Genomic DNA, 26,901 nt, shown 5'->3' with positions numbered 1-26,901 from the left:
CCGGCTCCGGCCGCGCCGGACCTTTGGGATGATCTCGCGGGCAACAGGTCTCATCCCCCGCGTGATCGCGGGCGAAGGTCTTGTTGTCGCCGGCGAGGATCGCTATCGGCACTCGGTGATGATGACGAGTTTCCGGTTCACGCTGCAGGACGTGACGATCGACGGTGTCCCGATTCCGAAGGGGAACGCGGTCGGCGTCGTCTACCAGGCCACCGGAGTGGACACCGCATACCACGGGGACACCGCCGACGAATTCGACATCACCCGCCCGCCGCGACCGCATCTCGGATTCGGGCACGGACCGCGCTACTGCATCGGCGCACCGCTGGCCCGGCTGGAGGGGCGGCTCGGACTGGCGAGCCTGTACCGGCGGTTCCCGGACCTGACACTCGCCGTGGATCCCGCCGAAATTCCTTATACGCCTTCGTTCTTCACCGTGGGCCCGCTGTCGGTGCCGGTTCATCCCGGAGCTGATCGCGGCTGAACACGACGACGCCCGCGAGACCGGTGATCTCGCGGGCGTCGTCGGTCCGTGGTCAGCTGCGGACCATCTCCGTGTCCTCGGCGTCCTCGGAGTCGAGGACGACCGCCTCAGAGGAGGCCGCACGGTTGGGCAGCAGCACCGCCATCACGATCACGATCAGCGCCAGGCCGGCGGATATCGCGAAGGCCAGCCGCATACCCGACAGGTGGGCGACCAGCGGGGCGATCCCGCGATCGGTGAGGGTGGTGGCGCGAGCGGTCATCACCGTGACCACCAGGGCGGTGCCGAAGGCCGCGGCCACCTGCTGCAGGGTGCCGAGCATCGAGCTGCCGTGCGAGTACAGATGCTGCGGCAGCGCGCCCAGGCCGAGGGTGAAGACCGGCGTGAAGGCCGCGGCCAGCGACACCATCAGCAGGATGTGCAGCGCCAGCAGCTGCCAGTACGGCATGGTCAGCGAGATGCGGGTGAAACCGGCCAGCGCCGCGGTGATGCCGATCGCGCCGGGAATCACCAGCATGCGCCCGCCGAAGCGGTCGAACAGCCGCCCGATCGTCGGCCCCAGCAGACCCATCGCCAACCCGCCCGGCATCACCAGCAGACCGGTTTCCAGCGGTGACAGCGACCGCAGGTTCTGCAGGTACAGCGGCAGCAGGATCATCGAGCCCATCATTGCCAGGAACGCCACCGCCATGAGCACGAGCGCCTTGGTGTAGGTGCCGGACAACAGGATTCGCAGATCCATCAGGGGAGATCCGGTGCGCTGCAGGCGAATCTGGCGGGCGGCGAACACGGCGATCAAGGCCACGCCGGCCGCGACGATCAGTGCCGGGATCACGATATTGCCCACCTCGAACCGGCTGAGGCCGAAGACCAGGCTGCCGAAGCCCAGAGCCGCGAGAACGACACTGGCCCAATCGATCGCGCCGCTCTCGGGTTCGCCGACGTTCTCGAGTTTCCGCAGGCCGAAGAAGGTCACAACACCGGCGATGGGCAGCACCAGCAGGAAAAGCCAACGCCAGGAACCGATCTGGAGTACCAGGCCGGAGATGACGGGACCCATGGCCGGAGCGACCGAGATGGCGAGGGTGACGTTACCCATGACCCGGCCGCGATCGTGTTCGGGCACGACGGTCATCAGGGTGGTCATGAGCAGCGGCATCATCACCGCGGTGCCGCCGGCCTGTACGACGCGACCGACGAGCAGCACGGCGAACGACGGCGCCGCGGCCGACAGCAGGGTGCCGGCGAGGAAGACGCCCATCGCGAGCGCGTAGGCGCGGCGGGTGGTGACGCGCTGCAGGAACCATCCGGTGACGGGGATGACGGCGGCCATGGTGAGCATGAACGCGGTCGACACCCACTGCGCGGATCGCTCGGTGACGTGCAGATCGGTCATCAGGCGGGGGATCGCGTTGATCATGATGGTCTCGTTGAGGATCACCACGAAGGTCGCGAGGACCAGCAGTCGGATCACCGCGGGGGTTCGCCGTCCGGCCGGGCGATGGACTGGTTCGGCGGGCATGTGTACCTCCGGGTGTTGCGAACGCAGAATGTCTGACCGACGCCGAGTCACCCCTCTGTGTCTCGAACGCCACACCAGACCTGACGACCGTGACCCACTCAACTCATCGGTGCCGCGCAAGTATTCCGGTGAATCGGACGTGCGAGCACCCGATTTTCCGCTCCGAAGTGCAGCGATAGCCGCGAGAAACAGCTGCCCACCTGCGGCTGTTCCGGACAGTGCGAACTGGAGAGACGCTCGTCACACCGGGTCGAGCTCGGCCCCCTCCGCCTGCGGCGTCACGGGCCGGGCCGCCTCCGGCTCGTCACTCCGGTCGGCCGCGGGCAGCGGACCGAGCAGGGCCCGGCCCGCCCGCCAGTTCTCCCACACGCGCGTGATGAGGATGGTGAACGCCGTGTAGACGCCGCCGAGCAGCACATCGAAAACCCAGTGCTCGCCGCCGTAGACGAGGGTGAAGCCCATCGCGCACGGATAGATCACCAGGATCGCGCGCAGCCACCACTGTCGCGTCAGCGGCCACAGTGTCGCGGCCACCAGTACCGAGAACGCCGTGTGGAGCGAGGGCACGGCGGCGACGAAATTGCCGTGGTCCTCGAGCCATTGCGCACTCACGTTGGGATCGACCACGCCGAGCCCGAAACCGGAGATGCGGCGCACGTGTTCCGGGATGGCTCCTTCGCGGCCCGCGTACCAGGGCGGCGCCGCGGGCACCAGCACATAGGTGACCAGCGCCAGATACGACAGCAACAGAATCCGGCGCATGTACCGGACCCACAGCGGCCGCGAGTACACGTAGAAGATCGCCGCGACGGCCCACGGCAGGATGAAATGGGTCGTGTAGACAACGCCGATGATCGGTGTCCACCAGGGCCGGCCGCCGCCGGCCAGATGGTCCTGCAACCAGATCGTCGGCACGGTGCCGCCGAACATCCATCGGTCGATGTCGACGAGTTCGTGCATGCGCAGCGGCATGCCGAGTTTGTCGGCGAGGTCGCGGGTGTAGTCGTAGACCATGAGCGCGGCGATCAGCGGCAGCCAGTCGGTCAGTACCCGGATGTGCTGACGCCAGGGCCGGTCGATGGTGAAGGCGAGAACGCCGCCGATCATCCACGCGGCCTCCTGGACACGGTCCCCTGGTAAGGCTCGGGTGATCAAGGCCGCGGCCAGTGCCGCCAGATAGGTGAGCCGCACGGCGTAGCGGATCAACCGCCGGGAAACGGTCGGCTCCGCGATTTCGGTGGTCTCCGGATGTACACCGAGCATTCGGCAAGTGTGCCATTCACATTCACGGGCCGGACACGATCATCCGGTTGGCGTGTCGGCTGCCCTTGTGGCGGCAGACAGCGCACCGGCCGCGCCGGCATTCCTGGCAATGTGCTGTCGATCGGCGTCGAGGTTGCCGGGAATTTCGCCGGCGTGCTGGTGAAGCTCGTTGCGCCGCAGTACGTTTCGACCGTATGCGTCATATCGAAAGGTCGGGACCGTGATCATCGCACTTCTCATCGCCGCACTCAGCACGGGCAGCGCCGCCGTGGCGACCGCCACCGGACTCGCGAGCATGTTCGCCGGCAACCTCTGATCGGCGTTCGCCGGATACCCGGAACGGTGGGGGTCTCTCGGTAGAATCCGTCCCCGATGAGGTCTCACCGGGTCGGATGGGGAGGATGCGGCAGTGCTGGAGGTGTGGGGGCGTCGGACCGCGGTCAGATATGCCGACGGGCGTATCACCACCACTCCACTGGGCGTCGACGACGATGTCGCCCTCGATGTGCGGGTCTGCGATCTGCGCGACGCCTGCCTCGCCGAGGCCGACAGCGGTGACCTGCTGATCCTGCTGTATTTCCGGGCGCCGGACTATGTGATCAAAGGCGTTGCCACCCGGCGCAATCCGGCGACGATCTTTCTCGAACCCGAGGTGTTCACCCAGGCCGCCACACTGGTCCGCGCGATCGGCGACGATCTGCTCGAGATGCGACGCATCGTGCGGCAGCGCCCGAATCTGACCCCGCCCCGGCCGGTTCCGGGGCAGTACGGCCCGATCCGCCCCGACGTGTCGCGCGCGGCCGCCCGGATGCGCACCCCGGAGATGTGCCCGCGGGAGCTGGCGGCACTGCACGCCTACGCCCGCCCGGACGAATACGTCCTCGAATGCGCACCGTGCGGTCATCGCGGGGCGCCGGGGCTGGTCGTGATCACCACCCTGCGGCTGCTGTTCGTATCGGCCGGGGCCACTTACGAATTCCCGGTGGCCGCGCTGGATCGCAGCGATGTGGCCGCGCCGCCCGGATCGGTGGCGACACTGCGCATTTCGGACGGCAACACGGATTTGGAATTCGTCTCCACCGAGGCCGAGGATCTGCTGCGCGTCGACGGTGCCGTGCGGCTGGCCTGCGAGATCGAACATGTCGACGGTTCCATCGTGATGGCGCGCCCGTCGTCGCTGGATCTGTTCGGCGAATGGCAGTTACTGGTGGAGCGGCGCAAACTCGGCATGGTCGACACCGAGCAGTTCAAATGGGAGGGCGTCGGCATTCTGCGCGCGATGCCGCAATAGCCGCCGTCAGTGGAACGGGGAGAGGCCGAACACCGGCGCGCCCGGATGCAGCGCCACGCGCCGCCACGGACTCGACGGGCGCATCAGCAGGCCGCGGATCATCCAGCGGCGCTCGTCGACCTGTTCCTTGGCCGCGGCGAGATCCTGAGTGGCCGCCCAGAAGATGGCGCCGGTGAGGAAACCGGCCGCGAACTGCCGCCAATTGCGGTAGTGCTGCTGGGCTTTGGCGAGCGCGCGGCCCAGCAGCGTCCACGCCTCGTCCTCGTCCAGATATCCGGCGGTGTGCGCGGCCCGGGCGATGAAGACGATGCGCGAGAGATCCCAGGCGGTGGCGTCGGTGTTCAGCGGTTGCGGCAGCCGGTCGACGATGCCGAATTTGATGGCCTGCAACCAGGCGTCGTAGTCGCGGTCGATGCCGTTGACACCGCGGTAGCCGCGCACCTCGGACACGGTGTGCAGGAATTCGCGGTGGCTGTCGGCGAGGCCGGTGCGGTCGACGCGGGTGGTGTCCTGGGCGGCGGCGGTGGCCAGCGGATGCACCATCGCGAACAGCGGTGCGTGCATCCCGCTCAGCAGTCGGCCGATGGTGTCGCGCGCGTCCTCGGCGTTGTCGACACCCCACGATTCGTGCAGGCCCTCGATGGTGGATTCGCGCCGGGTCTCCGAACTTCCGGGGTGTTCGGGCTGGAAGGCGACGGTGTCGTTGTAGGAGCTCCAGCTGCGGCCGTAGTACGCACCGATCGCCAGCGCCCGGATGCGATCCTCGCCGATCGCGACACCCGACCATTTGTCCGAGCCGGGATCGAAATCCGAACTCGGAAATCCGCTGACGCGCGGCAGTCCGTGCGGTCCGGCGACCATCGTCACCACTGCACCCCCTCGCCCGTGAATACTGTCCGTGCGAGCCTACCGACCTGCCCCGCCGGTGCTCGCGAACCCATCGCGTACTTTCGAACCGAACCCCGGCCCGCGAAGGAGTAGGACATGCAGACCGTGACGTCGCAGGACGGCACCACCATCGCCTTCGACCGGATCGGTTCCGGCAGTGCGGGAACCGTCGTGCTGATCAGCGGCGCATTCGGTTATCGGCAGGTGCCCAACACCGTCGAGCTGGCGCAGGCGCTGGCCGAGAACTACGGCCTGCGCGTGCTCAACTACGACCGGCGCGGCCGGGGCGACAGCGCGGACTCGCCGGGCGTCTACGACGCCGCCAACGAGATCGCCGACATCCGCGCGCTGGTCGAGGCCGAGGGCGGATCGGCCGCCCTGTTCGGCTGGGGCTCGGGCGCGATCCTGGCGCTGCTGGCCGCGCGCTCGGGCGCGATCACGGGGATCACCGACGTGGTCGCGTTCGAACCGCCGTTCGTGGTCGACCCGAAGGATCACGTGCCGCCCAAGGACGCGGAGGAGAAACTGCGCGAGCGCATCGCGGCGGGCAAGCGCAGCGGTGCGGTCCGGTACTACATGACCAAGGTGATGGGCGTACCGGGACTGGTCGTCGCGGTGATGCGGATGTCGTCGGTGTGGAAGAAGCTGGCCGCCACCGCCGATTCGACGGCCCACGATTTCGCTGTGCTGAAACCGTTTTCGCGCGGTGAGACCATCCAGCCGGAGGACTGGGCCGCGCTGACCGCGCCGACGCTGCTGCTGATCGGCGATCGTTCCGCGCCGGCGCTCACCAAGGGAGCCAAGAAGATGGCCGAGGTGCTCCCGAACGCCGAATTGCGGGAGCTGCCCGGTGTGAGCAACGACCCGGTCGCCGCCGAACTGGCCCCGGCGATCGGTGAATTCCTCACGCGCACACGGTGATCGGCGTGACGGCCGGCTAGGGGATGCTGGCGGGGGCCCGTACGACCCGCCCGCCCAGTCGTTCGGTCACCTCGAAACCCTGTTCGCGGAACCAGCGCGCCAGGATCGGAACCGCCGAATCGTCGTCGCGGAACGTGGGGACCAGCTGCGCGACGATATGCATGCCGTGCGCGTCGGCGGTGCGGCACAGGTGGCGCAGCGTCGCGGTGCCCAGGCCCATCCGGCGCAGCGGCGGAATCACATCGATGTGATCGAGTTTGACAGTGCTGGCATAGATGTCGAACTGAACCGCGACCGGACCCTGATCTCCGGCCATCGTCGCCGGATCCGCCGGCACCGGGCGCACCTCGCCGGGCAGGTGCACGACGAGCCGGCGCCGCGCCTCGTCGTCGGGCGCCATGCGGACCGCCTGCACCACGCGATCGGTGAGATCGGTGACGGCCGTGCGGTCACCGTCGGCGGCGAGCGGACGGATATCGGTGGTCCTGCGCGCTGTTTCGCGCAGGCCGCGCACCCAGTGCGGATCGGTCTTGCCGTAGCGCTCGGCGAGCTGACCGATGGTGTGCTCGAGTCCGAAACAGCCGCCGAAGGTTCCGGTGTCGCCGCCCGACAGCACGCCCCACCGATGGTCGTCGGCCCCGACGCAATGTCGCGCCAATTCGGCCCGGATCTCGTCGCGGCGCCGTTCGGCCTGATCGACCGCCGCCCCGGGCAGAATGCGCAGCCAGCGTTTCCATCCGTCGAGATTGGCGCGGATCCGGGTGCCGGCGAGATCGGCGCAAGCCCGCTGGTAGTTGCTCCAGGCTTGCTCTCGCCGCTGGATCAGCTGCCGATCGGGGCGGGTGGGATCACCTTCCGCGGTCGGCGTGTTGTCGTCCATATTTATCTACGGTACGACGGAAGGGCAGGATGACCGGGGTGTTCAGAGATCGCCGGTGGTGTGTCGCCGACGCCCGGTGGCAGCTGGCGGAGGGTGCCCCAGCGATTTACCGATCGATTGCGCCTGGCGTGTCGGCTCAGGACTCCGTGGACACCTTGGTGCGCAGCGAACGCAACGACGCGGGCAGCAGCGGTTCCTGCGTCGTGGGCCGCGGTCCGGTGACGACGTACAGGGCGACGAGCAGCACGCTCAGCCACACGTAGGTGTCGCCGACCAGATGCTGCCACGGCGTCCAGGCCAGTTCGCGGTTGTTGTCGCCGGGTTCCCAGTTCTGCGGGCCGATGGTGAACACGACCGCGGTCGCGATGATGATCGCGTACCAGATCATCGCCGGCCGGCGAGGTAGCCGAGTCGCGACGCCGACGGCGGCCAGCAGGCCCGGCGCGATCCAGACCCAGTGGTGCGACCACGAAATCGGCGACACCAGCAGCGTGAAGACGGCGTTGAACGCCAAGGCGAGCGCCGGATCGGCGACCGCGCGCCGCATCGCCGCCACGACCAGGACCAGCAGCGCCAGACTCAGCAGCGCCCACAGGGCGGTGAACGCCGGTTCGGGAACCTGGAAGCGCGACAGCACGCCCTGAATCGATTGATTGGTCCGGAAGGCCGAGCCGCTGAGCCCGGAGACATTGCCCATCCCGCCGAACCAGTACTTCACCGATTCGTGCGGCATCAGGGCGAACGCGATGCCGGTGGCGACGGCGCCGGTGATCGCCGCGGTGAGCGCGGAGCGATAGTCGCGGCGAACCAGGAAATAGAGGACGAAGGCGGCCGGTGTCAGTTTGATCGCCGCGGCGATGCCGACCAGGACGCCGCGCGGCCAGCGGGTGCGTGCGGGCAGGCAGTCCGCGGCGACCAGCACCATCAGCAGTAGATTGACCTGTCCGAAATCCAGTGTCGAATGCACCGGTTCCAGCAGCATGCCCAGCGGAATCGCGCAGGCGCTCGCCCACAGCACCACCTCGGTGCCGCCGCTGCCCCAGACCCGGCGGGCCACCAGATAGAGCGTGATCGCCAGTGCCAGCGTGGAAACCACGAAGAAGCTGATCGCCGCGGCGTTCCACGGCAGCAGTGCGAACGGGCCCAGCGCCACCGCGGCGAAGGGCGGGTAGATGAACGGCAGACTGATCCCGAGCGTGGTTTTCGGAAGACTGCCGTACATATCGGCGCCGTCCCACATCGCCTGCACGCCCAGGCGATACACCTGGAGGTCGATGAATTCGCGCTTGATCGGCTGCAGCGGCCAGCTGGGTCGCAACAGCCAGAACACACTCAGGGCGACCAGCAGTACCGGAACCAGCCAGACGAGCCGACCGATGCGGTGGGCTCCCGGCATGCGAGGTCCCGACAGCGGCCGGGCGGATGTGGAGACGCTAACCATCCGGGACGAGGTTACCGACTGCGGGCGCCGGAGCGAAGCTGGGGGCGAATTTCCACCGGACACGCCCGTTAGCATGAATGGCGCTATGACGACTCTGCCCGAGCAGCCGGGAGACCGCTCGGCCGAGGCCCCGCTGCTGCTGACTACCGCGCCGCCGCGCATCCTGTCCTTCGGCGATCAGGCCGCGTTCTGGGCCAACCTCGGCGTGAGCCTGATCGGCTTCACCGGGGCCTTCTACGTGCTGCAGCCGGCCGGCCATCCCCAGCTGCCGGTCGCGGCGGCCGTGCTCGCCACCGCCGTCGGCACCGTGCTGGGCACCGCGATGGTCGCGGCCGCCGGCGCGGTGGGCGCACGCACCGGCGCGCCGGCGATGGCGAACTTCCGCGGACTGTTCGGCACCCGGCTGTCGTATGTGCCGACCGTCGCCAACATCGTGCAGTGCATCGGGTGGGGTGTATTCGAGCTGACCGTGATCGCGGGCGGTGTCGCGGCTCTCACCCACGGGCATCTGCCGCACGGCGCGGTGATCGTCGGGGCCGGCGCGTTGTGTACCGCGATGGCCGTCTGGCCGTTGAACGTGCTGCGTATTCTGCGCAAGTACGTGACGGTCGCGGTGGCTGTGGCCATGGGCTGGTTCACGATTCAGTTCCTGCGCCAACCGCTGCCGCCGGTGACGGGTACCTCGTGGAGCGGATTCTTCCCCGGCGTGGACACCGCGCTGGCGGTGGCGGTGTCGTTCGTCCCGCTGGCCGCCGACTACACCCGCCACGCCCGCGGCGTTCGCGCCGCCACCGGGGCCACGATGGTCGGCTATTCGATCGCGCAGACCTGGTGTTATCTGCTCGGCATCGTCGCGCTTCTGCAGGCCGGCGGCGATCCGGACCGGATCTTCGACACCTTCCTCGGCGTCGCGGCCGGCTGGCTGTTCTTCGCGGTGCTCGTGCTGCGGGAATCGGATCAGTCGTTCGCCAACGTGTACTCCACCGCGATGTCGCTGCAGAATCTGCTGCCGCGCGTGGACCGCCGCGTCCTGGCAGCGGCGGTGGGCGCGCTCGCGACCGTGCTGGCGCTGGGCGTGCACGACTTCACCGGATTCTCCAATTTCCTGCTGTTGATCGGATCGGTGTTCGTCCCGCTGTGCGCGGTGCTGGTGGTGGACTTCTTCCTCGGTCGCGGCCGCCGCGGGTGGGATCTGTCGGAGAACGCTCCCGCCCGTCCGCTGCTGCTGGTGCCGTGGTTGCTGGGGTTCGTGGTGTACCAGGTGCTCAATCCGGGGTCGGTGGACTGGTGGGCGCGGATCTGGCTGCGGGTGCAGGACCTCGTCGGGGTGCACCCCGGCTGGTGGTCCTCCGCGTCGCTGTACTCGTTCCTGGCCGCGGCCGCGTGTACGGGTGTGCTGGCCCGTCTGGAGCGTATGCCCGCCCGGGCCGAGCCGGAGCGAACGCCCTGACCAGGGCGGGAGACGACTCCGCGGCGGATCGGGTCTTCGCGATGGGTGAAAGCGGGCTGGCCGCACCGGCTTTCTCCCCGCTGACTCCCGGCGAACTGGGGGACCTGTTCGCGGAGTCGGGCGCGCCACCCGTGATCGAATGGCGCAGCCGGCGTCCGCTGTCGTCCACGGCCCGGGTACGGCTGGGTGACGGAACGCGTGTCGTGGTGAAGCGGATGCCGTCGGCCCTGCGTGACCCCGCGACGCTCGCGCCCGAGCACGCCTTCATGAATCACCTTCGCGCACAAGGTATCTCGATCCCGCGGGTGCGTACGGCAGAGCACGGCGAGTTCACCTACGAAATCCAGGAACTCGGGGCGGGCGAGGACCGGTACCGCGACGACTTCTCGTGGAGTCCCTATCACTCGGTGGCCGATGCGGCCGCGGCGGGGGCGATGCTCGCGCGTCTGCATCTGGCCGCGGTGGGATTCGACGCACCGGAGCGCCCGCCGCATCCGCTGCTGGCCGGGCTGTGCACCGATCCGGCCGCCGCCGTCGACCGCTACGTCGCCGCCCGTCCGGAGGTCGGCCGCTTCCTGGCCGCGGAGCGAGACCAAGACGCCGCGCGGTCGACGGCCGGACCGCCGCCGGGGCGACCGCGCGCGACGGATGGCCCCGCTTCCCGATCCGAACTCGCCGCCGCGGTCGCGACCCTGCCGCCGCTGTGGACGCACAACGATTGGCACGGCACGAATCTGCTCTGGTCGGACGGCCGGATCGCCACGGTCCTGGATTTCGGTCTCGCGAACCGGACCGTGGCCGTCTTCGACCTCGCCACCGCGATCGAACGCTTCGCGATCGACTGGCTCTCGATTGCGGCGGACGGCCCGGCCCACGTGCAGACCGGGCAACTGGCCGCTTTCCTGCGGGGTTACGGAGAGATCCGGCCGCTGCACCCGATGGAGCGCGAGGTCCTGCCGGACCTCTTCCCGCTCGTGCACATCGTCTACGAATTGTCCGAAATCGATTACTTTCTTACGATTCCGCCTCGTCGGCAGGTGCGCAATGCCCGGATCGCCTACCGTAACTACTTTCTCGGTCGCTCGGTTTGGGCCGCATCGGCCGAGGGCAAGGCCTTCACGACCATGTTGCGACGACTGAGTGCCGAGTGCTGTTAGGTTGCTGTCTGCGGGTCACGGGGGATCGGTGACAACGGAGGAGACGGGTGTGGCTGAGCCGACGCCAACGCAGAACACGGCCGAATCGGTGGCGAACCCCCGGTGGGGTGGACTGCTGCGAACCAAATCGGTCGAACAATCGATCCGAGATACCGATGAACCCGATTCCAAACTCCGCAAGGATCTGACCGCCTGGGATCTCACCGTCTTCGGTGTCGCCGTGGTGGTCGGCGCGGGCATCTTCACCCTGACCGCGCGCACGGCCGGCACTGTGGCCGGGCCCTCGGTATCGCTGTCGTTCGTCTTCGCCGCGATCGCCTGTGGTCTGACCGCGCTCTGCTACGCCGAATTCGCCTCCACCGTTCCGGTCGCCGGCAGCGCCTATACCTTCTCCTACGCCACCTTCGGCGAGTTGGTGGCGTGGATCATCGGCTGGGACCTGATCCTCGAATTCGCCCTCGCCGCATCGGTTGTCGCCAAGGGCTGGTCGCAGTACCTGGGCGAGGTGATGGGATCGCGTTCGCCGACCGTGCATTTCGGGTCGGTCGAATTCGATTGGGGCGCGGCCCTGTTGATCGTCATCCTGATGGTGCTGCTCGTGATCGGCACCAAGGTGTCCTCGCGGGTGTCGGCGATCGCGGTCGCGATCAAACTGTCGGTGATCGCCGTGGTGATCGTGGTGGGGCTGGCCTATTTCAAGCCGTCGAATCTGAAGCCCTACATTCCGCCGTCGCAGCCCGGCAAGACCGGGGAGGGCCTGCACCAGACGCTGTTCCAATGGCTGACCGGCGCCGGTGACAGCACCTTCGGGTGGTACGGACTGCTGGCCGCGGCCAGCCTGGTGTTCTTCGCGTTCATCGGATTCGATGTCGTGGCCACCACCGCCGAGGAGACGAAGAATCCACAGCGCAATGTGCCGCGCGGAATCCTGGGCTCGCTGTTGATCTGCACCATCCTGTATGTGGCCGTGACGCTGGTGCTGACCGGCATGGTGCCCTACACCGACCTCTCCGGCAACGACGCCACCCTCGCCACCGCGTTCAAACTGCACGGGGTCACCTGGGCCAAGGACCTCATCTCCGTCGGCGCGCTGGCCGGTCTGACCACCGTGGTGATGGTGCTGTATCTGGGCCAGACCCGCGTGTTGTTCGCGATGTCGCGCGATGGCCTGCTCCCGCGTCGCCTGGCCCGGACCGGTCGCTTCGGCACGCCGGCCACGCTCACCGTCGGCGTCGGCACGGTCTGTGCCGTACTGGCCGGATTCGTGCAGTTCGGCACACTCGCGGAAATGGTGAACATCGGCACGCTGTTCGCATTCGTGCTGGTGTCGGTCGGTGTGATCATCCTGCGCCGCACCCGTCCCGAACTGCCGCGCGGATTCCGGGTGCCGCTGGTGCCGCTGATTCCGATCCTCGCCGTCCTGGCGTGCCTGTGGTTGATGCTGAATCTGTCGGTGGAGACCTGGCTGCGTTTCGTGATCTGGATGGCGATCGGCTTGGTCGTGTACTTCACCTACAGCGTGCGGCATTCGGTGCTGCGGTCGACACCGGTGGCCGGCACTCCCGCGCCGGCGTCCGAGGGCCACGCGTCCGAAGGCTGAGTATCCGAGGGCTGGGCATCCCGGGGCCGGGCACCCGCATACGCCGCCAGGGCCAGGGCGCGGGCTCGATCGAGCTGGTCGATCACCACCTCCCAGGCCGGGTGCCCGGCATCCGGCGCGTCCAGCAGATCGCGATGGATACGCAGCAGCGTGCGGGTGGCCTCGGCGGTATGCGCGGCCGCCTGCAGCGCGGGGGCCGACGGCACGGTGGTGAAGTGCAGTCCGGCGATCCGATGGGCGAGCCAGTACGCCTCGAAATGCGCTTGGGCGCAATGCTCTTCGCGTAGTTCGCGATCGTCGGTGGCGTAGGTCGCGGTACCCGGCCCGGCGGCTCGGGCCCGCTCCTCGAGGGCGGTGAGATCGGGAGCGCCGGTCAGCGAGTGGCGCAGATCATCGCCCATCATGCGGTACAGCAAACCGGCGAGCAGGGCGTGTTCGACCCCGGGCGAGTCGGTTCCGGACATTTCCGAAATACGGGCCTGCTCGGCGGCTTCGTCGGTATCGGCGTGCAGTACCGCCAGCGCGGCCCGCAATTGCGCAGTGGTAGCCATCGCGACAGAGGCTACCTCCTAGCAAACGTTTTGCCCATACCGTCCGGCGAAGGATCCGCGCCATCGGCCACCGGCGGTCCCTCGGCGTCCCGATACGTGCGCGCGACCAGTGCGGCGCGCAGATACCAGAGACCGCTCGGCTGCGAGGGATCCAGTCCGGTGAGCTGACCGATCCGTTTGAGCCGATAGTCGACGGTATTGGTGTGCACCTGCAACTGCCGGGCGGTGCGGCGGCGGGAGAGTCCGGTGGCCATGTGCCGGCGCAGGGTCTCCAGCAGATCCGGGTGGTCGTCGAGCGGATCCAGCAGGGTGCCCAGCCGGTCCAAACCCGGACCGGGACGGGTCAATTGGTATTCCATCGCCAGATCCGCGAACCGGTACAGCCCGGGCGGGCCGGCCAGTCGCAGCACGGTGTCGAGCAGTTCGTGCACGCGGTCGGCGGCCGCGGAGATCTCCTCGGTGGGCGTCGCGAGCGCGGTGGCGGTGAGCCCGACCTGCGCCGCCTCGGACAGTTCGGCGATCAGCTCGTCGAGTTCGTTCTCGCGGAACAGCGCCTCCGGAACGAGGATCGTGCCGCCGTCCACGCTGAGCAACGACAGGATCCGGCCGCCACCGCGATTGGCCAGCGCGGTCTGCAACCGGCGCAGTTTGCGACGCGCCACCACTTTGCCGTCCACGTTCGGATGGGATTCGTCGGGGTGCGGCGGGATGCTCATCGCTACCACGACATACGCGGGTTCGATCTCGATCCCGCTCGCCCGGGCCATGGTCGAGGTGGGGTGCCCGGCCAGCAGCGCCGAGACCAGCGTGTGCACCGCGGTGTGGTGTTCGGTGACCGCGGCCTGATGTTCGCGCACATAGGCGAGCGCGACCGCGGGGGTGATGGTGTCGAGGATCCGCAACAGCAGCTGCGCCGGATTCTCGGGCCGCTGCTGCGGATCGGTCTGGGTGAGCAGCAGATCGAAGGCCAGCCGGAAGCCCTCGTGCACCGCGTGGTGGACGGTATCGATCGGGATGCCCTCGCGGGCCCAGTTCGCGGCCGCGCGCTGCAGGCGCCGGACCTTCTCGTCCGGTTCGCGGCCCTCGAGGATGTCGACGGTCAGTTCCAGGCAGACCCTGGTCACCGCGGTGATGTCGCCGTGCAGGGCGTCGCCGGGCAGGGTGGAGCACGGTGCCACATGTTCGGCGAAATGGCCGACCAGTTGGCGGGAGAGCACCCGGACGTCGTGGCGGGGGCGGGCGTTCATCGTCGTACTACCTTCTCATTGCTCAGGTGGTGACCGGCCGGGCGGGCGCCGGGCTCAATCGATGGGCGACCAGCGCCGCGGACAGCAATCGCGATCCGTTGGGATCGCTCGGGTCGGCGCCGGTGAGTTCGCCGATGCGGCGCAGCCGATAGCTGAAAGTGTTGGGGTGGACGTGGATTTCGGCGGCGGCGGCCTTGCGGTCGGAGCCGTGGCGCAGATGAGCGTCGAGCGTCTCCATGAGATGCGGTGCCCGGTGCAGCGGTTCGATCCGCTCGGCCAGCCGGTCACGAGCCACCCCGGGCCGCGTGAGCTGATACTCCAGCAGTAGATCGTCGAGCCGATACACCCCCGTCGGCCGCCCCGACATGCGTGCCAGCTGGGCCACCTCGGCGGCCTGATGGGCGGCTTCCGGTACGGATTCGCGCCTGGTGCCGGGCGTTTCGGCGACAACGACATCGGCGCCGAACTGTTCGGCGAGCTCGGTGGCCAACTCCGCGCCAGTCTCCGGCCACCCGCGAACGCCGGGGAGCAGCACGACCGCGGTCTCCCCGTCGAAAGTGTGCAGTGCGGTCGGCCCCGAGACACGGTCCAGGACGCGCTGCAGAATGCGGATGCGGCGGCGGACGACGAGATTCGCGGCGGCGGCGGGTTGCGGATCGGTGCGCACCTGGACGGCGAGGACCGAATAGTGTTCGGCCAGAGCGGTATCGGCGCGCGCCGCCTGCTCCTCGGCGGACTGTCCGCCCACGAGCGCCGCGCACAGGGCGCGCCTGGCCTCCCGTTCCGGATGGTAGATCGAGTGTTCGATCGCCGCATAACCCTCGACCGTGATCAGGTTGATGTGCATGAGCAATTCGAGTGTGCGCGAACCGAACTCGATCAGCTGGTCGACCTCCGCCGGCCCGCTGACCGCCACGGCCTCCTGCAGCACCTGCTGGGCGGAACGGTGGACCGCCTCCATCAGCAACGGCAGCGGCAGCCGGTCCTCCGCATGTCGCTCGATCACCGGTTGCACGAAGGTGGCGACCTCGTCGCGGGTGAATTCCCGCTGCTGCGCCATGGCGTGCAGGAAGGCGTGCGCGCAGCCGTAAATGGCCGGAAGCACCTCGACGAAATGGTCCGCGGGCAGATCGACGGCCGATGCGGAGATGCCCAGACCGGAGGCCAGGACGCGTTCGGCGAACTGCGGCAGGCGATCGAGAATGCGCGCGGCGAGACTCGAGGGTGCGGAATTCACGGCAACCGGCATGCGCCGATTGTCGCGGGCCACATGGGTATCGGCAAGAGGTCACGGCGCCGCGACAGGAAATCGTTTCCGGCGACAAATCCCGCTACCGGATCTGTGTATGCGAGTGCAGTGACTTTCCCGCCGCTGCCGCTGACGCTGAATACAGGCCGCCGAAAACGATTTCCGGTGTGCCGGCAGGGAAGGTAGCAATGAAGCTTCGACATCGAATCCCGGCGCTCGCCGCGCTGATCTGCGTGGCCGTCATCGGCTCCGGAACCGCGACCGCGGCGCCGCCGGATGCCCCGGAAACTCAGCTGGCCGATCTGATCGCCGCCGGTCTGCATACCGCCGCGAACGGTGATGTGCCGCAGCCGATTCTGGACACCGGCAGCAGTTCCGGTTCCGGCGGCCGGGCCGCCAGCCACGCCAGCGACGCGGTGGGGGAGGGCCCCGAAATGACCTCCTACCTGGCCGCCTTCGGGTACGGCCTGACCCATCCGGACGCCGCCCCACCGGGCGCGAATCGCTGGGATTGTGTGCCGGGCGCCGATCATCCGAAACCGATCGTGCTGGTGCACGGCACCTGGCTCAACGCTTACGACAGTTTCGCCTATATGGCACCGAAACTCGCGCGGGCGGGCTTTTGTGTTTTCGCTTTCAATTACGGACGGTCCGGTCTGCTCGACGGCGGTGGCCTCGGCGCGGTACTTCCCGGCCGTTATGCGGTCGGGCCGATCGAGGATTCGGCGCGGCAACTGGCGGCCTTCATCGACCGGGTGCGGGCTACCACACATTCCGATCGCGTCGACATCGTGGCGCATTCCCAGGGGGCGCCGGTAGCCGATCAATATCTGAAATTCGACGGCGGCGCCGAAAAGGTCGGACAGCTGGTCAGTTTCGGTGGCACCCATCACGGAACAACATTGCTGGGCATGGCCACGCTGGGGCGCATCATCACGAATCTGGGTATCGATATCCTCGGTTTCTACCGTCCGCTGATCGGCCCGGCGAATATTCAGCAGGCCGTCGGCTCTCCGTTCCTGAACCAGCTCAACGCCGCCGGCGACACCGTGCCCGGTGTGGCGTACACCGTGGTGGCCTCCCGCTACGACGAGGTGATGAATCCGGTGGAGTTGGCCCTGCTGCGGGCCGGTGCGGATGCCGCGGTCGACGACATCACCCTGCAGGACGGTTGTGACCAAGACCTGTCCGATCACCTGACGATGATGTATTCCCCACGGGCGCTCTCGATCGCGCTGCACGCGCTCGACCCACAGCGGTATCCGACGCTGAGCTGCGGCTTCAACCCGTGGCTGGTCGGCGGCGGGGGTGGCTTGTGAGCCGCCGGCGGTCCGTGCCACCGCGACCGGACGCCGACCCGTTCCATCGAGCGCCGGAGGGTTTCGACGCACAGCCGGCGGGCGCCATCCTGCGCAGCCGGGTGGTCGAGCTGGCCGCGTTCGGTGTCGTCCCGCTGCGGATTCCGGCTTGGCAGCTGCTCTATCGCACCAGCGATCTGAACGGGACGGCCGAGGCGGCGGTGACCACGGTGCTGCTGCCCCGCGACCGTGCGCCCGGAGCACCGCTGGTCTCCTTCCATTGCGCGATCGATGCCGTTGCACCGCAGTGCTTTCCGTCCTACGCGCTGCGGCGTGGCGCCCGGGCGATCGGTGCCGTTCCGCAACTCGAACTGCCCTTGATCGCGGCGGCGCTGGATCGGGGCTGGGTGGTATCGGTGCCCGACCACGGCGGCAGCGAAGGCCGATTCGGGGTGGCGCGCGAACCGGGACACCGCGCGCTCGACGGCATCCGAGCGGCGCTGAATTTCGTTCCGCTGGGCTTGCATTCGCGCACGCCGATCGCCCTGTGGGGATACTCCGGCGGCGGCCTGGCCACCGCCTGGGCGGCCGAGCTCGCGGAAACCCATGCGCCCGAACTGAATATCGTGGGCGCTGTGGCGGGCTCGCCGGTAGGTGATCCCGGGGCGGCGTTCGAGCGCTTGAACGGCACGGTCTTCGCCGGATTCGCCATGGTCTTCACCGCGGGGCTGCGCCGCGGCTATCCGGATCTGGATACCGCACTGCGGGCGGCGCTGCAGCCTCGCTATCTGGCGATGCTGGCCGAAGCCGAAGTGTCGGCGACCTTTCCGTTGCTGGCCCGGCTCGCCCGCCGCGACGTCGGGCGCTACGCCGCGGGCGGGCTACCCGGCCTGCTGGATACCGCGGCCCTGCGCACGGTGCTCGCCGACATCCTCCCCGGCCGCCGGGCGCCGCGCATGCCCATGCTGGTCGTGCAGGGTGTCCACGACGAGGTGATCGCCGTCGACGACGTCGACGCCCTCGTGCGGCGTTACGAAGCGTCCGGGGCGGATATCGGCTATCTGCGCGATCGGCTCAGCGCCCATCTGCCGCTGGAGTTCCTGGCCATCCCGGTGATGGTCGACTGGCTCGCCGACCGGTTCGCCGGACGGCCGACGACTCCCGGGACGCGCACGGTCTGGTCGGTGGCGGGAACCCGGCGCGCGCTGGCGGGGCACCGGCGTCTTGCCGCGCTGAGCGTGCGGCTGCTGACCGGGCGTCCGATCCGGGGTGCGGCGCGGAACGACGCGGCCGGCGGTCTGGAGGTCGGCGCGGCCGGCTCCCGCCGCGCCTCGATCGCGGGGAGCGGCCGGTCGGGAGCATGATCGTCGCCAGACCGGTCAGTTGACCTGGAACCGCAGGTAGCGGCCGCTTTCGCCAATGCGGTGTGTCCGGCTGCGGCGAGGCGGCCGGTGCGGTTCAATTGGATCTGTTTGACGAGTTGTCACTGCATGCTCTGCGCTCCAACCGGCATCACCTCAGTACCGGCATCACCTCAGCATCCGAGAGGACAACGAACGTGAGCATGGTTCTCGCCGTACACGATATGTACACCACCGTGCTGGCTCAGGTCGGCAACCCCACGCCGGAAACTCCGCCGGCCGCGGACAAACTGCTGAAGCTGGTCCGCTACTTCACCTGGTTCGTGCTGCTGTCCGGCGTCACCGCCATCACCTACGGCGGCGGCCGCTTCGCCTGGGAGAAGTGGAACGGCGGTGGTCTGGAGTCGCCGAAGATGGTGGCGGGCGCGATGATCGGCGGTGGTGTCGCGACCAGTGCGGGCACCATCATGAACGCCGTCATCGGGAGCTGATCGACCCACCCGCGCGGGCGTGCCGGACAGCCGGCACACCCGCATGCGTGTGGTTTCCGGGCTCCTTCACGAGCCACCGTCGACCCCGCGGGAGCCGATCGGCCGATGAGCCGAACGACGCGACCGCGGGCGATCAGTTCTGCCCGAGCATCCCGCGCATCTGCTGAATCTCGGCCTGCTGCGTGGTGAGGATGTTGTGCGCCAGCGCTTTCGCGTCGGCGTTCGTGCCGTCGGCGATCTCGGTATTCGCCATATCCACCGCACCCTGGTGATGCGCGATCATCATCTGCAGCCACATCCGGTCGAAATCGCCGCCGGAGGCGTCGCGCAACTGTGTCATCTGCTCGGGCGTCATGACGCCGTTCATCGGATGGTTCATGGTCGCCTGCGGAGCGGGCTTGCCGAAACTGTGCAGCAGCGCGGCGAACTGCTCCATCTCCGGGGCCTGTGCTTTCTCCACATTCGCCGCCAGGGTGATCAGTTCCTGATTCTGCGACCGGCCGGGCACCAGCTTGGCCATCTCCACCGCCTGCGCGTGGTGTGGATACATCATCGTCAGGAAGCTGACGTCGGCGTCGTTGTAGTCGGTGCGGGTCGCGGTGGACGGTGCGCCGGTGTGATTCATCCCGGGCATATCGGCCATCGACGAATGCGACGACGTGGCCGAGGCCGGGGTGTTCGAGCTGCCGGAGTCGTCGCTGCCGCAACCGGCGACGATCAGGGCGGCCGCGGCGAGGGCGGCGGTCGACAGCATGCGGATACGAGAAGTGAACATGATGGTGCTCCTGGGGAATCGAGAGATGCGAGGACCTGGCGGGCCGGTATCCGCGCGCGGGCGCACGCCGATCCGGCGGGCCGGTCAGATCCGCAGAATCGCCAATTCGGCCAGGGAGAGCACGGTCCACGGAGGCGGTCGTGTGCGCCGGCGCAGCCCGAAGCGCGCGAGGTGCCCGGCGCCGAGAATCCGATCGGCGCCGAGCCAGGCGATCACCGCCAGACCGAGGGCCAGTGCGAGGGACACCAGAACGAAGACGCAGGCGTGCATACCGGCGTGGGTGGTGCAGCCGTCACAGTCGGAACCCTCGGCCAGCGCACGGGGGCTCGGTATGGGCGCGGCCGACGATCGATCCGCGACCGGGGTTCGCTCGTTCGGGGCCGCCACGGCGTCAGCCATCGCGTGGCGGCCATGACGGTCCTGCGAGATGACTCCGGCGGCAAGCGCATTCGCCGCTCGGCTCGCGTCGCTCGATGGTGATACGGGCCCGTCCGCCCCGGGTGTCACGGCGGCAGGCGACGATACGGCCCCCTCGGCCGCGGCACCCATCGCGTGACCGGCGGAGAAGACCACCGTGTGCATGACGGCGACGCCGATCAGCAGGGTCAGCACACCGAGCACCCGGACGAATCCGGGCACACGACGGAGGCGACCCACTGCGAGCACGGACCCCAGTCTACGCACGTTACCCCCGGGCGGTATGGGTGGCGGCCATCACCCGGTCGCGATGTCGACCACCAGTCGCACCGGCCGGTCCAGCGTGGTCACCGAGAACGGCGGCCGGTCCGCGTTCACGCCGATGAACGATTGCGTGGTGCCCTCGTAATTCTGGGCGCCGTAGACCCCGGCGATACCCGGCGCGCTCGGATCGGTGGCCGGGTCCGGACCGCTGTAGGGCGTCACCCCGCTGTCCCAGGGATAGGCCGTGCCCAGGATCTGCACCTCGAGGATGGAGGTACCGGCGATCTGCAACTCCCGGCCGCTGCCGTTCTGCACCGCGCGATCGGTGTACCGGACGGTCCAGCCGGGCGCACCGCCGGTGCCGCCGAACTGGTACACCACCCGGTCGTAACCGTCGTGGTGGCCGATGCGCACATCGGTCACGGTGAGCCGGGTGTCGGTGGCCGGGGTGGCCTGCTGCGGTGAGGTGTCCGAGGGCGGCGCCTGGTTCGGTTCCGTGGTCGTCGTGACGGCCCCGGTCGCGGGCGGCATCGGCGTTCGACCGGCCGGATTCGAGTCGCCGTCCGAGCAACCTGCCAGCAGTACGAGCCCGGCGACCATCGTCCATGCCAGCCTGTTACGCATGGGGCTGATGGTATGCCGTCGGGCGCCAGGGGTCGTGGTGACGACACGGCAACGGTCTAGCACACTGTAGGAATGCTGGAGGTCGACGACATACTGAGCCGATTGCGGCGCTATCCGGATGTGGAAGCGGTGAACCTCTACGCCGTCGATGCGGCGGACCGGCTGATTCTGGACACGGCCGCCGATGTGCTCGCGGCGGCCGGGCCGGGGCGGGTCGCGGTGATCGACGATTGTTACGGCGCACTGACTCTCGGCGCGGCCGCCGCTCACGACCTGCGTGACATCCGCGTTCACCAGGATCTGCTGACCGGTGAACAGGCACTGGCCAACAATGCCCGTGCCATCGATCTGGCCGACCGCTACACCTCGCACGATCTCGGCCCGGAACTGCTCGACGGGGCCTGGGTCGTGCTGCTGCGATTACCCCGCGTGCTGTCCGGTCTCGCCGAGATCGCCGAGGCGGTCGCGCGCTACGCCGACCCGCAGGTCACCGTGATCGCCGGCGGCCGTGACAAGTATCTGACGCCGGCGATGAACGATGTTCTGGCGGAATACTTTTCGACTGTGCGGGCCAGCCGGGGCCGGCAGAAGTCGCGGACGATCACGGCCACCGGGCCGAAAACGCCGGGAGCGCCGCAGTTTCCGCTGCGGGAGCAACTGGACGAACTCGCTCTGCAGGTGGTGGCGCACGGAGCGGCCTTCTCCGGGCCGCGCCTGGATATCGGCACCCGCTTCCTGCTCGAACACCTCGATCGGATGAAGCCCGACGCGCGCGAGGCGATCGACCTCGGTTGCGGCACGGGCATACTCGCCACCGCCCTGGCCAAGGCGCGACCGCACATCACCGTGGTCGGGACCGACCAGTCCGCCGCCGCGGTCGCCTCGGCCCGGGCCACCGCCGCCGCGAACGGGGTCGGCGACCGGGTGACCGTGGTGCGCGACGACGCGATGGCGGCGGTGGGCGACCACAGCACCGATCTGGTGCTGTGCAACCCCCCTTTCCACGTCGGAGCCGCGGTGCACACCGGGTCGGCGATCAAGATGTTCGCCGAAACCGGGCGGGTACTGCGCCCGGGCGGGGAGCTGTGGACCGTATACAACAGCCATCTCAACTATCGCGGCGTCATGGACCGCTTGGTCGGCAAGACCGACGTGGTCGGTCGTAATCGCAAATTCACCGTGACTCGGTCCGTGTGTGGCCTGCACACCGCCCAGCGGGGGTAGATTACGGGCAGTGCAGTCTGATATGTCCGATTTGATGTCCGGTTCGGGAACTTGCTCCCGGAGCAGATCGTTGGATACTCAGACGGACACGACGGACGTGGACCGCTACTTCGGAAAGGCACGGGACCTTGCGCACCACAAGTAACCCGATCTTCAAAAATTTGCCGCAACAACAGGGCGGTGGATACGCGGGATTCGGTTCGGCGGCAGCGGGCGCCGGGCAGTTCGCGCAGTACGGACAGCAGAGCCCCTACGGTGTCCAGCAGCCGTATCAGCAGGCGCCGGCCACCCGGCCGATGACGATCGACGATGTCGTCACCAAGACCGGCATCACCCTCGGCGTGGTCACCCTCGCCGCGATCATCGCCTACGGTGCGACCGCGGCCAACCACGCGCTGGCCCCGCTGTTCGTGATCGTCGGTGGTCTGGTCGGCTTCGTGCTGGTCATGGTCGCCACGTTCGGCCGCAAGCAGGACAACAAGGCCATCGTGCTGAGTTACGCGGCCGCCGAGGGCTTCTTCCTGGGCGCGCTGTCGTTCATGTTCACCAATGTGGAATTCGGTGGCGTCGGCGGTGGTGGCCTGATCGCGCAGGCGGTCCTGGGCACCTTCGGTGTGTTCTTCGGCATGCTCGTGGTCTACAAGACCGGTGCCATCCGAGTCACCCCGCGCTTCACCCGCATGCTCGTCGGCGCCATGATCGGCGTGATCGTGCTCATGCTGGGCAACCTGATCGCCGCCTTCTTCACCCCCGGCGGCTTCGGCCTGCGCGACGGCGGCACCGTGGCGATCATCTTCAGCCTGGTCTGCATCGCGATCGCGGCCTTCAGCTTCCTGCTCGACTTCGACGCCGCCGACCAGCTGATCCGCGCCGGTGCGCCGGAGAAGGCCGCGTGGGGCGTCGCCCTGGGCCTGACCGTCACCCTGGTCTGGCTGTACCTGGAGATCCTGCGACTGCTGAGTTATCTGCAGAACGATTGATCTCCGCGATCCGAAACACGGGTGGCTGCCGTCTCGGCAGCCACCCGTTCTCGTTCTGCCGGTCGGGGCTCGGGCGGCCGCGCAGGGGTTCGGGTGCACCGTCAGTCGGACAGCGAGTCGCTCCGCCGCCGCGGTGCTCACGCGAGCAGTTCGGCAGGGAGCACGTCGGTGGCGACGTGGTCGTCGCCGCAGTGTTCGGCCAGAATCGCGACGCCCGAGGCGTTGTCCAGCCGCAACGGCAGGATCCGCTGATACTCCGGCGACGCGTACCAGGCTTGGACCGCATCGTAATCCGGGAATTCGATCACGATCATGACCCCGTCGGCGGGCCCTTCCGCCACCATCTGCCGCCCGCCGTGGACGATGAACTTTCCGCCGAACGGCGCCAGCGTGCCATCGATCCGGCGCAGATACTCCACGATCTCGGCATTGACGTCCACATCGTGCAGGTGCGCAATGGCGTAGGCAGGCATCTCGAACTCCTCGAACCGAGTTGTGTTGACGCCATTGATATTCCCGCGTCGAGGTAGCCGAGTCGATTACCTGCTGGGTAACGCCTCACTCGATCCGCCGACCCGAAACGACAATCGGCCGGTTTCCCACCTCTCGGTGCGGAACCGGCCGACTGCGGTACTCCTAGCTCAGGCGCTCGATGACCATGGCCATGCCCTGGCCACCGCCGACGCACATGGTCTCCAGACCGAACTGCTTGTCGTGGGTCTGCAGGTTGTTGATCAGGGTGGCGGTGATGCGGGCGCCGGTCATGCCGAAGGGGTGGCCGAGGGCGATGGCGCCGCCGGAGACGTTCAGCTTGTCCAGGTCCATCTTCAGCTCACGAGCCGAGCCCAGCACCTGCACGGCGAAGGCCTCGTTGATCTCGTAGAGGTCGATGTCGTCGATGGTCTTGCCGGCGATCTTCAGCGCCTTGCGGACGGCCTCGATCGGGCCCAGGCCCATGATCTCCGGCGACAGACCGGACACACCGGTGGACACGATGCGCGCCAGCGGGGTCAGGCCCAGCTCCTTGGCCTTGGTGTCGCTCATGATGACCAGCGCGGCCGCGCCGTCGTTGAGCGGGCAGGCGTTACCGGCGGTGATGGTGCCGTCGGGACGGAAGACCGGCTTGAGCTGCGAGATCTTCTCGTAGGTGGTGCCGGGGCGCGGGCCGTCGTCGGTGGAGACGACGGTGCCGTCGGGCAGCGTCACCGGGGTGATCTCACGCTCGAAGAAGCCGGCCTTGATGGCCTCCTCGGCGCGGTTCTGCGACCGCACGCCCCAGTGGTCCTGCTCCTCGCGCGAGATGCCGGTGAACTGGGCGACGTTCTCGGCCGTCTGGCCCATCGCGATGTAGATGTCGGGCAGATCGCCGGCCTCGCGCGGATCGGCCCAGCCGTCGGAGCCGCCCTCGGCGCGCTTGGCGGTGCGTGCCTCGGCCTCGGCGAACTTCTCGTTGTGGGTCTCCGGCCAGCCGTCGGAGGTGCCCTTCGGGAACCGCGACACGGTCTCGACACCGGCGGAGATGAACACGTCGCCCTCGCCGGCCTTGATGGCGTGCAGCGCCATCCGGGTGGTCTGCAGCGACGACGAGCAGTACCGGTTCAGGGTCACGCCGGGCAGGAAGTCGTAGCCGAGCTGGGTGGCGACCACCTTGGCCATGTTGAATCCGGCCTCGCCGCCGGGCTGTCCGCAGCCGAGCATCAGATCGTCGATGTCGGCGGGGTTCAGCGCCGGAACCTTGTCCAGGGCGGCGCGGACCATCTGGGTGGCGAGGTCGTCGGGCCGCATGGACACCAGCGAACCCTTGCCTGCGCGGCCGATGGGAGAGCGGGCGAACGAAACGATGACGGCCTCTGGCATGAGGACTCCTTATATCGGGGTCGCCGAATCGGTCAGCCGACCGTTTCGGTACAGGGGTACGACAATTCAACCCCGAATCTACGTCGCCGCGGTGTGGCTCGGAACACCCGGTCGGGACTGATCCCGTTCATCGAGCTCACGCAGCAGTGCCGGGAGCAGGTGCCGGGCCGCCAACGCGTATCCGGCGGGCGACGGATGGAACCCGTCGGCGGAGAAGAGAACCTCCGGGGTGCTGCGGAAGTCGTGGCCGAGCAGATCGCCCATCGCGACGGGGGTGCCGCCGGCCGCACGGACCGCACCGACCTGGGCCCGGGCCAGCTGCGCGCTCCAGCGGTGCACGACCGTGCTCAACGGTTGCGGGATCGCGGCCACGGTGCCGAGGTCCGGGCAGGTGCCGACGACCACGACGGCGCCCGCCTCGTGCAGGCGCCCGACCGCGTGCCGGAGCCGCTGCGCGGAACGCCGGATCGAGTGTTTCTTGGTGACGTCGTTGCCGCCGACCAGGATCACCGCGGCGTCCGGCGGCGGGCCGGCGATGAACATGGCGTCGACCTGACCGGCCAGCCCTTTGGAGGTCGCGCCCGATATCGCCTTGGTACTCAAGCGAATTCGCCATCCGGTGGCATCGGCCAGACCGCGGGCCACCAGAACGCCGGGCACCTGTTCGGCGTCGGCGCAACCGACTCCGGCGGCGGTCGAATCGCCGAAGATCATCAGATGCAGGTCGAACGGCACGCCCGCGCGCCACGGTTCCGGGGCCGCGCACTCGCGGGTGTACACACCGTCGGCCTCCGGTGGCTTGGAGGTGTCGCGGCCGATCACGGTGCGCGCCGCGCGGGCCTGCGACATCAGCAGGCGGTAGGTCGCCCAGCCCGCGGTGCCCGCGCCGGAACCGACCGCCACCGCGGCGGCCGCGCTCGCCGCGACCGTTCGCCATGTCCTGGAAGCCACGCGCCAACCTCCCGTCTCACTCCGACGCTGCCACCGACCGGACCTCCCGCGGCGGGGCCCGGGGCCCCGCGGGGGTGCGAATCCGGTGCGGCCACGAGGGGGCGCTTCCGGTCCGGTCCTACCGATTATGCGGTGCGTGCGATGCGCCGACCAGGGACGAGGCCGGTGCGTGTCAGGAAACGTCGAATGCGCCGTGCGCGGGAATGTTGAGGTTGTTGGTGGTGACCGTCACCTCGATATGACCCGGTCCGGTGTTCTGGAACTCGGCGTACTGGATGCTGCCGTAGATGCCGGAGACGACGTTGAGGCGGTACTCGCCGGCCGCGCCGGTGGTGGTGTTGCGCCACGCGACGGTGGTGTCGACGTTGCACAGCGGGGCCAGCGGATACTGTCCCGGGCCCACCCCCTGAATCGCCAGGGCCTGGACGTTGAACACCGCCCGACCCGGCCAGTCGGGGCTCGTATCGACCCAGGTCCGGATATTGCCCCCGCACAATCCGCCGTAGAAGACACTCGGCGTTTGCGGGAACTCGACGGTCTGTGCGCTGGCCGAGGCGGACGCGATGGTGGTCACGGCCCCGACGGTCGCGGCCGCGACGGCGGCGGCGCGAGCTGTCTTCGGCATCCTCACGCCCCGCATACTAACCGGACCGCTCCTGCCTCGCTGGGTCGAACGCGGCCGGATCGAACGCGACGCTCGCCGTACCAAGCGCAA

Annotated in this window: 26 protein-coding genes; 11 read left to right on the top strand and 15 right to left on the bottom strand. The window is 68.6% G+C overall.

All coding sequences use genetic code 11. The features are described 5' to 3' along the window. Positions 1-61: 61 nt before the first annotated feature. On the top strand, positions 62-484 hold the full coding sequence (locus NA3_RS17580) for a cytochrome P450 (protein WP_167355006.1): 423 nt from the start codon (positions 62-64) through the stop codon (positions 482-484). Positions 485-536: 52 nt separating this feature from the next. Here the strand turns inward: NA3_RS17580 and NA3_RS17575 are convergent, their stop codons facing one another. Both NA3_RS17575 and NA3_RS17570 read right to left on the bottom strand, forming a co-directional pair. Then, positions 537-2,006 carry an MDR family MFS transporter gene (locus tag NA3_RS17575; protein WP_062964729.1) on the bottom strand — a complete coding sequence of 490 codons (1,470 nt, stop codon included), beginning with the start codon at positions 2,004-2,006 and terminating at the stop codon, positions 537-539. 240 nt (positions 2,007-2,246) lie between these two features. Then, the gene (locus tag NA3_RS17570) at positions 2,247-3,269 is read right to left on the bottom strand and encodes a phosphatase PAP2 family protein (RefSeq protein WP_063917563.1); all 1,023 of its coding nucleotides are present in this window, start codon (positions 3,267-3,269) and stop codon (positions 2,247-2,249) included. 409 nt (positions 3,270-3,678) lie between these two features. On the opposite strand from NA3_RS17570, the gene NA3_RS17565 reads away from it, so the two are divergent. After that, the gene (locus NA3_RS17565) at positions 3,679-4,560 is read left to right on the top strand and encodes a hypothetical protein (RefSeq protein WP_062964728.1); all 882 of its coding nucleotides are present in this window, start codon (positions 3,679-3,681) and stop codon (positions 4,558-4,560) included. Positions 4,561-4,566: 6 nt separating this feature from the next. Here NA3_RS17565 and NA3_RS17560 read toward each other — a convergent pair whose 3' ends face one another. Next, positions 4,567-5,421, bottom strand: a complete 855-nt coding sequence (locus NA3_RS17560) for a DUF1266 domain-containing protein (protein WP_063910627.1) — start codon at positions 5,419-5,421, stop codon at positions 4,567-4,569. 123 nt (positions 5,422-5,544) lie between these two features. Between NA3_RS17560 and NA3_RS17555 the strand changes: the two genes are divergently transcribed. Beyond that, complete coding sequence (locus NA3_RS17555; RefSeq protein ID WP_062964726.1) at positions 5,545-6,369, top strand: alpha/beta fold hydrolase; 825 nt, start codon at positions 5,545-5,547, stop codon at positions 6,367-6,369. 16 nt (positions 6,370-6,385) lie between these two features. Here the strand turns inward: NA3_RS17555 and NA3_RS17550 are convergent, their stop codons facing one another. Further along, positions 6,386-7,249 carry an N-acetyltransferase gene (locus tag NA3_RS17550; RefSeq protein ID WP_062964725.1) on the bottom strand — a complete coding sequence of 288 codons (864 nt, stop codon included), beginning with the start codon at positions 7,247-7,249 and terminating at the stop codon, positions 6,386-6,388. Between the two features lie 136 nt (positions 7,250-7,385). Beyond that, on the bottom strand, positions 7,386-8,690 hold the full coding sequence (locus NA3_RS17545; RefSeq protein WP_084491647.1) for a glycosyltransferase 87 family protein: 1,305 nt from the start codon (positions 8,688-8,690) through the stop codon (positions 7,386-7,388). Between the two features lie 85 nt (positions 8,691-8,775). Between NA3_RS17545 and NA3_RS17540 the strand changes: the two genes are divergently transcribed. From NA3_RS17540 to NA3_RS17530, 3 genes are all read left to right on the top strand, one after another. Further along, positions 8,776-10,140: a purine-cytosine permease family protein gene (locus NA3_RS17540; protein WP_062964723.1), complete on the top strand. Its 1,365-nt coding sequence runs from the start codon at positions 8,776-8,778 to the stop codon at positions 10,138-10,140. 41 nt (positions 10,141-10,181) lie between these two features. After that, entirely contained in the window at positions 10,182-11,297 is a 1,116-nt protein-coding gene (locus tag NA3_RS17535; RefSeq protein WP_062964722.1) for a phosphotransferase enzyme family protein, read from the top strand. A gap of 88 nt (positions 11,298-11,385) precedes the next feature. Next, the gene (locus NA3_RS17530; protein WP_062964961.1) at positions 11,386-12,897 is read left to right on the top strand and encodes an amino acid permease; all 1,512 of its coding nucleotides are present in this window, start codon (positions 11,386-11,388) and stop codon (positions 12,895-12,897) included. Here the strand turns inward: NA3_RS17530 and NA3_RS17525 are convergent. Genes NA3_RS17525 through NA3_RS17515 form a run of 3 tightly spaced genes read right to left on the bottom strand, consistent with a single transcriptional unit; the run spans position 12,810 to position 15,944 of the window. Then, positions 12,810-13,448 (bottom strand): hypothetical protein, encoded by a 639-nt coding sequence (locus NA3_RS17525; RefSeq protein ID WP_062964721.1) that lies wholly within the window; start codon positions 13,446-13,448, stop codon positions 12,810-12,812. The two genes, NA3_RS17530 and NA3_RS17525, sit on opposite strands and share 88 nt — an antisense overlap. Before the next feature lie 11 nt (positions 13,449-13,459). Further along, the gene (locus NA3_RS17520) at positions 13,460-14,695 is read right to left on the bottom strand and encodes a PucR family transcriptional regulator (RefSeq protein WP_084491645.1); all 1,236 of its coding nucleotides are present in this window, start codon (positions 14,693-14,695) and stop codon (positions 13,460-13,462) included. A gap of 22 nt (positions 14,696-14,717) precedes the next feature. After that, complete coding sequence (locus NA3_RS17515) at positions 14,718-15,944, bottom strand: PucR family transcriptional regulator (protein ID WP_062964960.1); 1,227 nt, start codon at positions 15,942-15,944, stop codon at positions 14,718-14,720. Between the two features lie 188 nt (positions 15,945-16,132). Between NA3_RS17515 and NA3_RS17510 the strand changes: the two genes are divergently transcribed. The 3 genes from NA3_RS17510 to NA3_RS17500 all read left to right on the top strand — a co-directional run bounded on the left by NA3_RS17510 (position 16,133) and on the right by NA3_RS17500 (position 19,094). Beyond that, positions 16,133-17,263: an esterase/lipase family protein gene (locus NA3_RS17510; RefSeq protein ID WP_062964720.1), complete on the top strand. Its 1,131-nt coding sequence runs from the start codon at positions 16,133-16,135 to the stop codon at positions 17,261-17,263. Positions 17,264-17,277: 14 nt separating this feature from the next. Continuing rightward, on the top strand, positions 17,278-18,606 hold the full coding sequence (locus NA3_RS17505) for a lipase family protein (protein WP_227995558.1): 1,329 nt from the start codon (positions 17,278-17,280) through the stop codon (positions 18,604-18,606). 200 nt (positions 18,607-18,806) lie between these two features. Continuing rightward, positions 18,807-19,094, top strand: a complete 288-nt coding sequence (locus NA3_RS17500; protein WP_030518181.1) for a hypothetical protein — start codon at positions 18,807-18,809, stop codon at positions 19,092-19,094. 133 nt (positions 19,095-19,227) lie between these two features. Here the strand turns inward: NA3_RS17500 and NA3_RS17495 are convergent, their stop codons facing one another. From NA3_RS17495 to NA3_RS17485, 3 genes are all read right to left on the bottom strand, one after another. Beyond that, on the bottom strand, positions 19,228-19,869 hold the full coding sequence (locus NA3_RS17495) for a DUF305 domain-containing protein (protein ID WP_062964719.1): 642 nt from the start codon (positions 19,867-19,869) through the stop codon (positions 19,228-19,230). An 84-nt stretch (positions 19,870-19,953) separates the two neighbouring features. Beyond that, a complete protein-coding gene (locus NA3_RS17490; protein ID WP_128145571.1) occupies positions 19,954-20,535 on the bottom strand; it encodes a DUF6153 family protein in 582 nt (193 codons plus the stop codon). A gap of 48 nt (positions 20,536-20,583) precedes the next feature. Then, entirely contained in the window at positions 20,584-21,174 is a 591-nt protein-coding gene (locus NA3_RS17485; RefSeq protein WP_062964717.1) for an AMIN-like domain-containing (lipo)protein, read from the bottom strand. Between the two features lie 72 nt (positions 21,175-21,246). On the opposite strand from NA3_RS17485, the gene NA3_RS17480 reads away from it, so the two are divergent. Both NA3_RS17480 and NA3_RS17475 read left to right on the top strand, forming a co-directional pair. Continuing rightward, positions 21,247-22,398 (top strand): class I SAM-dependent methyltransferase, encoded by a 1,152-nt coding sequence (locus tag NA3_RS17480; RefSeq protein ID WP_062964716.1) that lies wholly within the window; start codon positions 21,247-21,249, stop codon positions 22,396-22,398. Between the two features lie 128 nt (positions 22,399-22,526). After that, the gene (locus NA3_RS17475; RefSeq protein ID WP_039780633.1) at positions 22,527-23,378 is read left to right on the top strand and encodes a Bax inhibitor-1/YccA family protein; all 852 of its coding nucleotides are present in this window, start codon (positions 22,527-22,529) and stop codon (positions 23,376-23,378) included. A gap of 137 nt (positions 23,379-23,515) precedes the next feature. Here NA3_RS17475 and NA3_RS17470 read toward each other — a convergent pair whose 3' ends face one another. From NA3_RS17470 to NA3_RS17455, 4 genes are all read right to left on the bottom strand, one after another. Then, complete coding sequence (locus NA3_RS17470) at positions 23,516-23,851, bottom strand: DUF1330 domain-containing protein (protein ID WP_062964715.1); 336 nt, start codon at positions 23,849-23,851, stop codon at positions 23,516-23,518. A 163-nt stretch (positions 23,852-24,014) separates the two neighbouring features. Further along, positions 24,015-25,235 (bottom strand): acetyl-CoA C-acetyltransferase, encoded by a 1,221-nt coding sequence (locus tag NA3_RS17465; protein WP_062964714.1) that lies wholly within the window; start codon positions 25,233-25,235, stop codon positions 24,015-24,017. A gap of 78 nt (positions 25,236-25,313) precedes the next feature. Further along, positions 25,314-26,186 carry an SGNH/GDSL hydrolase family protein gene (locus NA3_RS17460; protein ID WP_062964713.1) on the bottom strand — a complete coding sequence of 291 codons (873 nt, stop codon included), beginning with the start codon at positions 26,184-26,186 and terminating at the stop codon, positions 25,314-25,316. 172 nt (positions 26,187-26,358) lie between these two features. After that, positions 26,359-26,811 (bottom strand): hypothetical protein, encoded by a 453-nt coding sequence (locus NA3_RS17455; RefSeq protein WP_227995625.1) that lies wholly within the window; start codon positions 26,809-26,811, stop codon positions 26,359-26,361. Positions 26,812-26,901 lie beyond the last annotated feature (90 nt).

The organism is Nocardia africana NBRC 100379 (genome assembly GCF_001612635.1).
Lineage (GTDB): Bacteria > Actinomycetota > Actinomycetes > Mycobacteriales > Mycobacteriaceae > Nocardia > Nocardia africana.
Note: the sequence above shows the minus strand (reverse complement) of the source record. Positions and strands in the feature narration are given on the sequence as shown.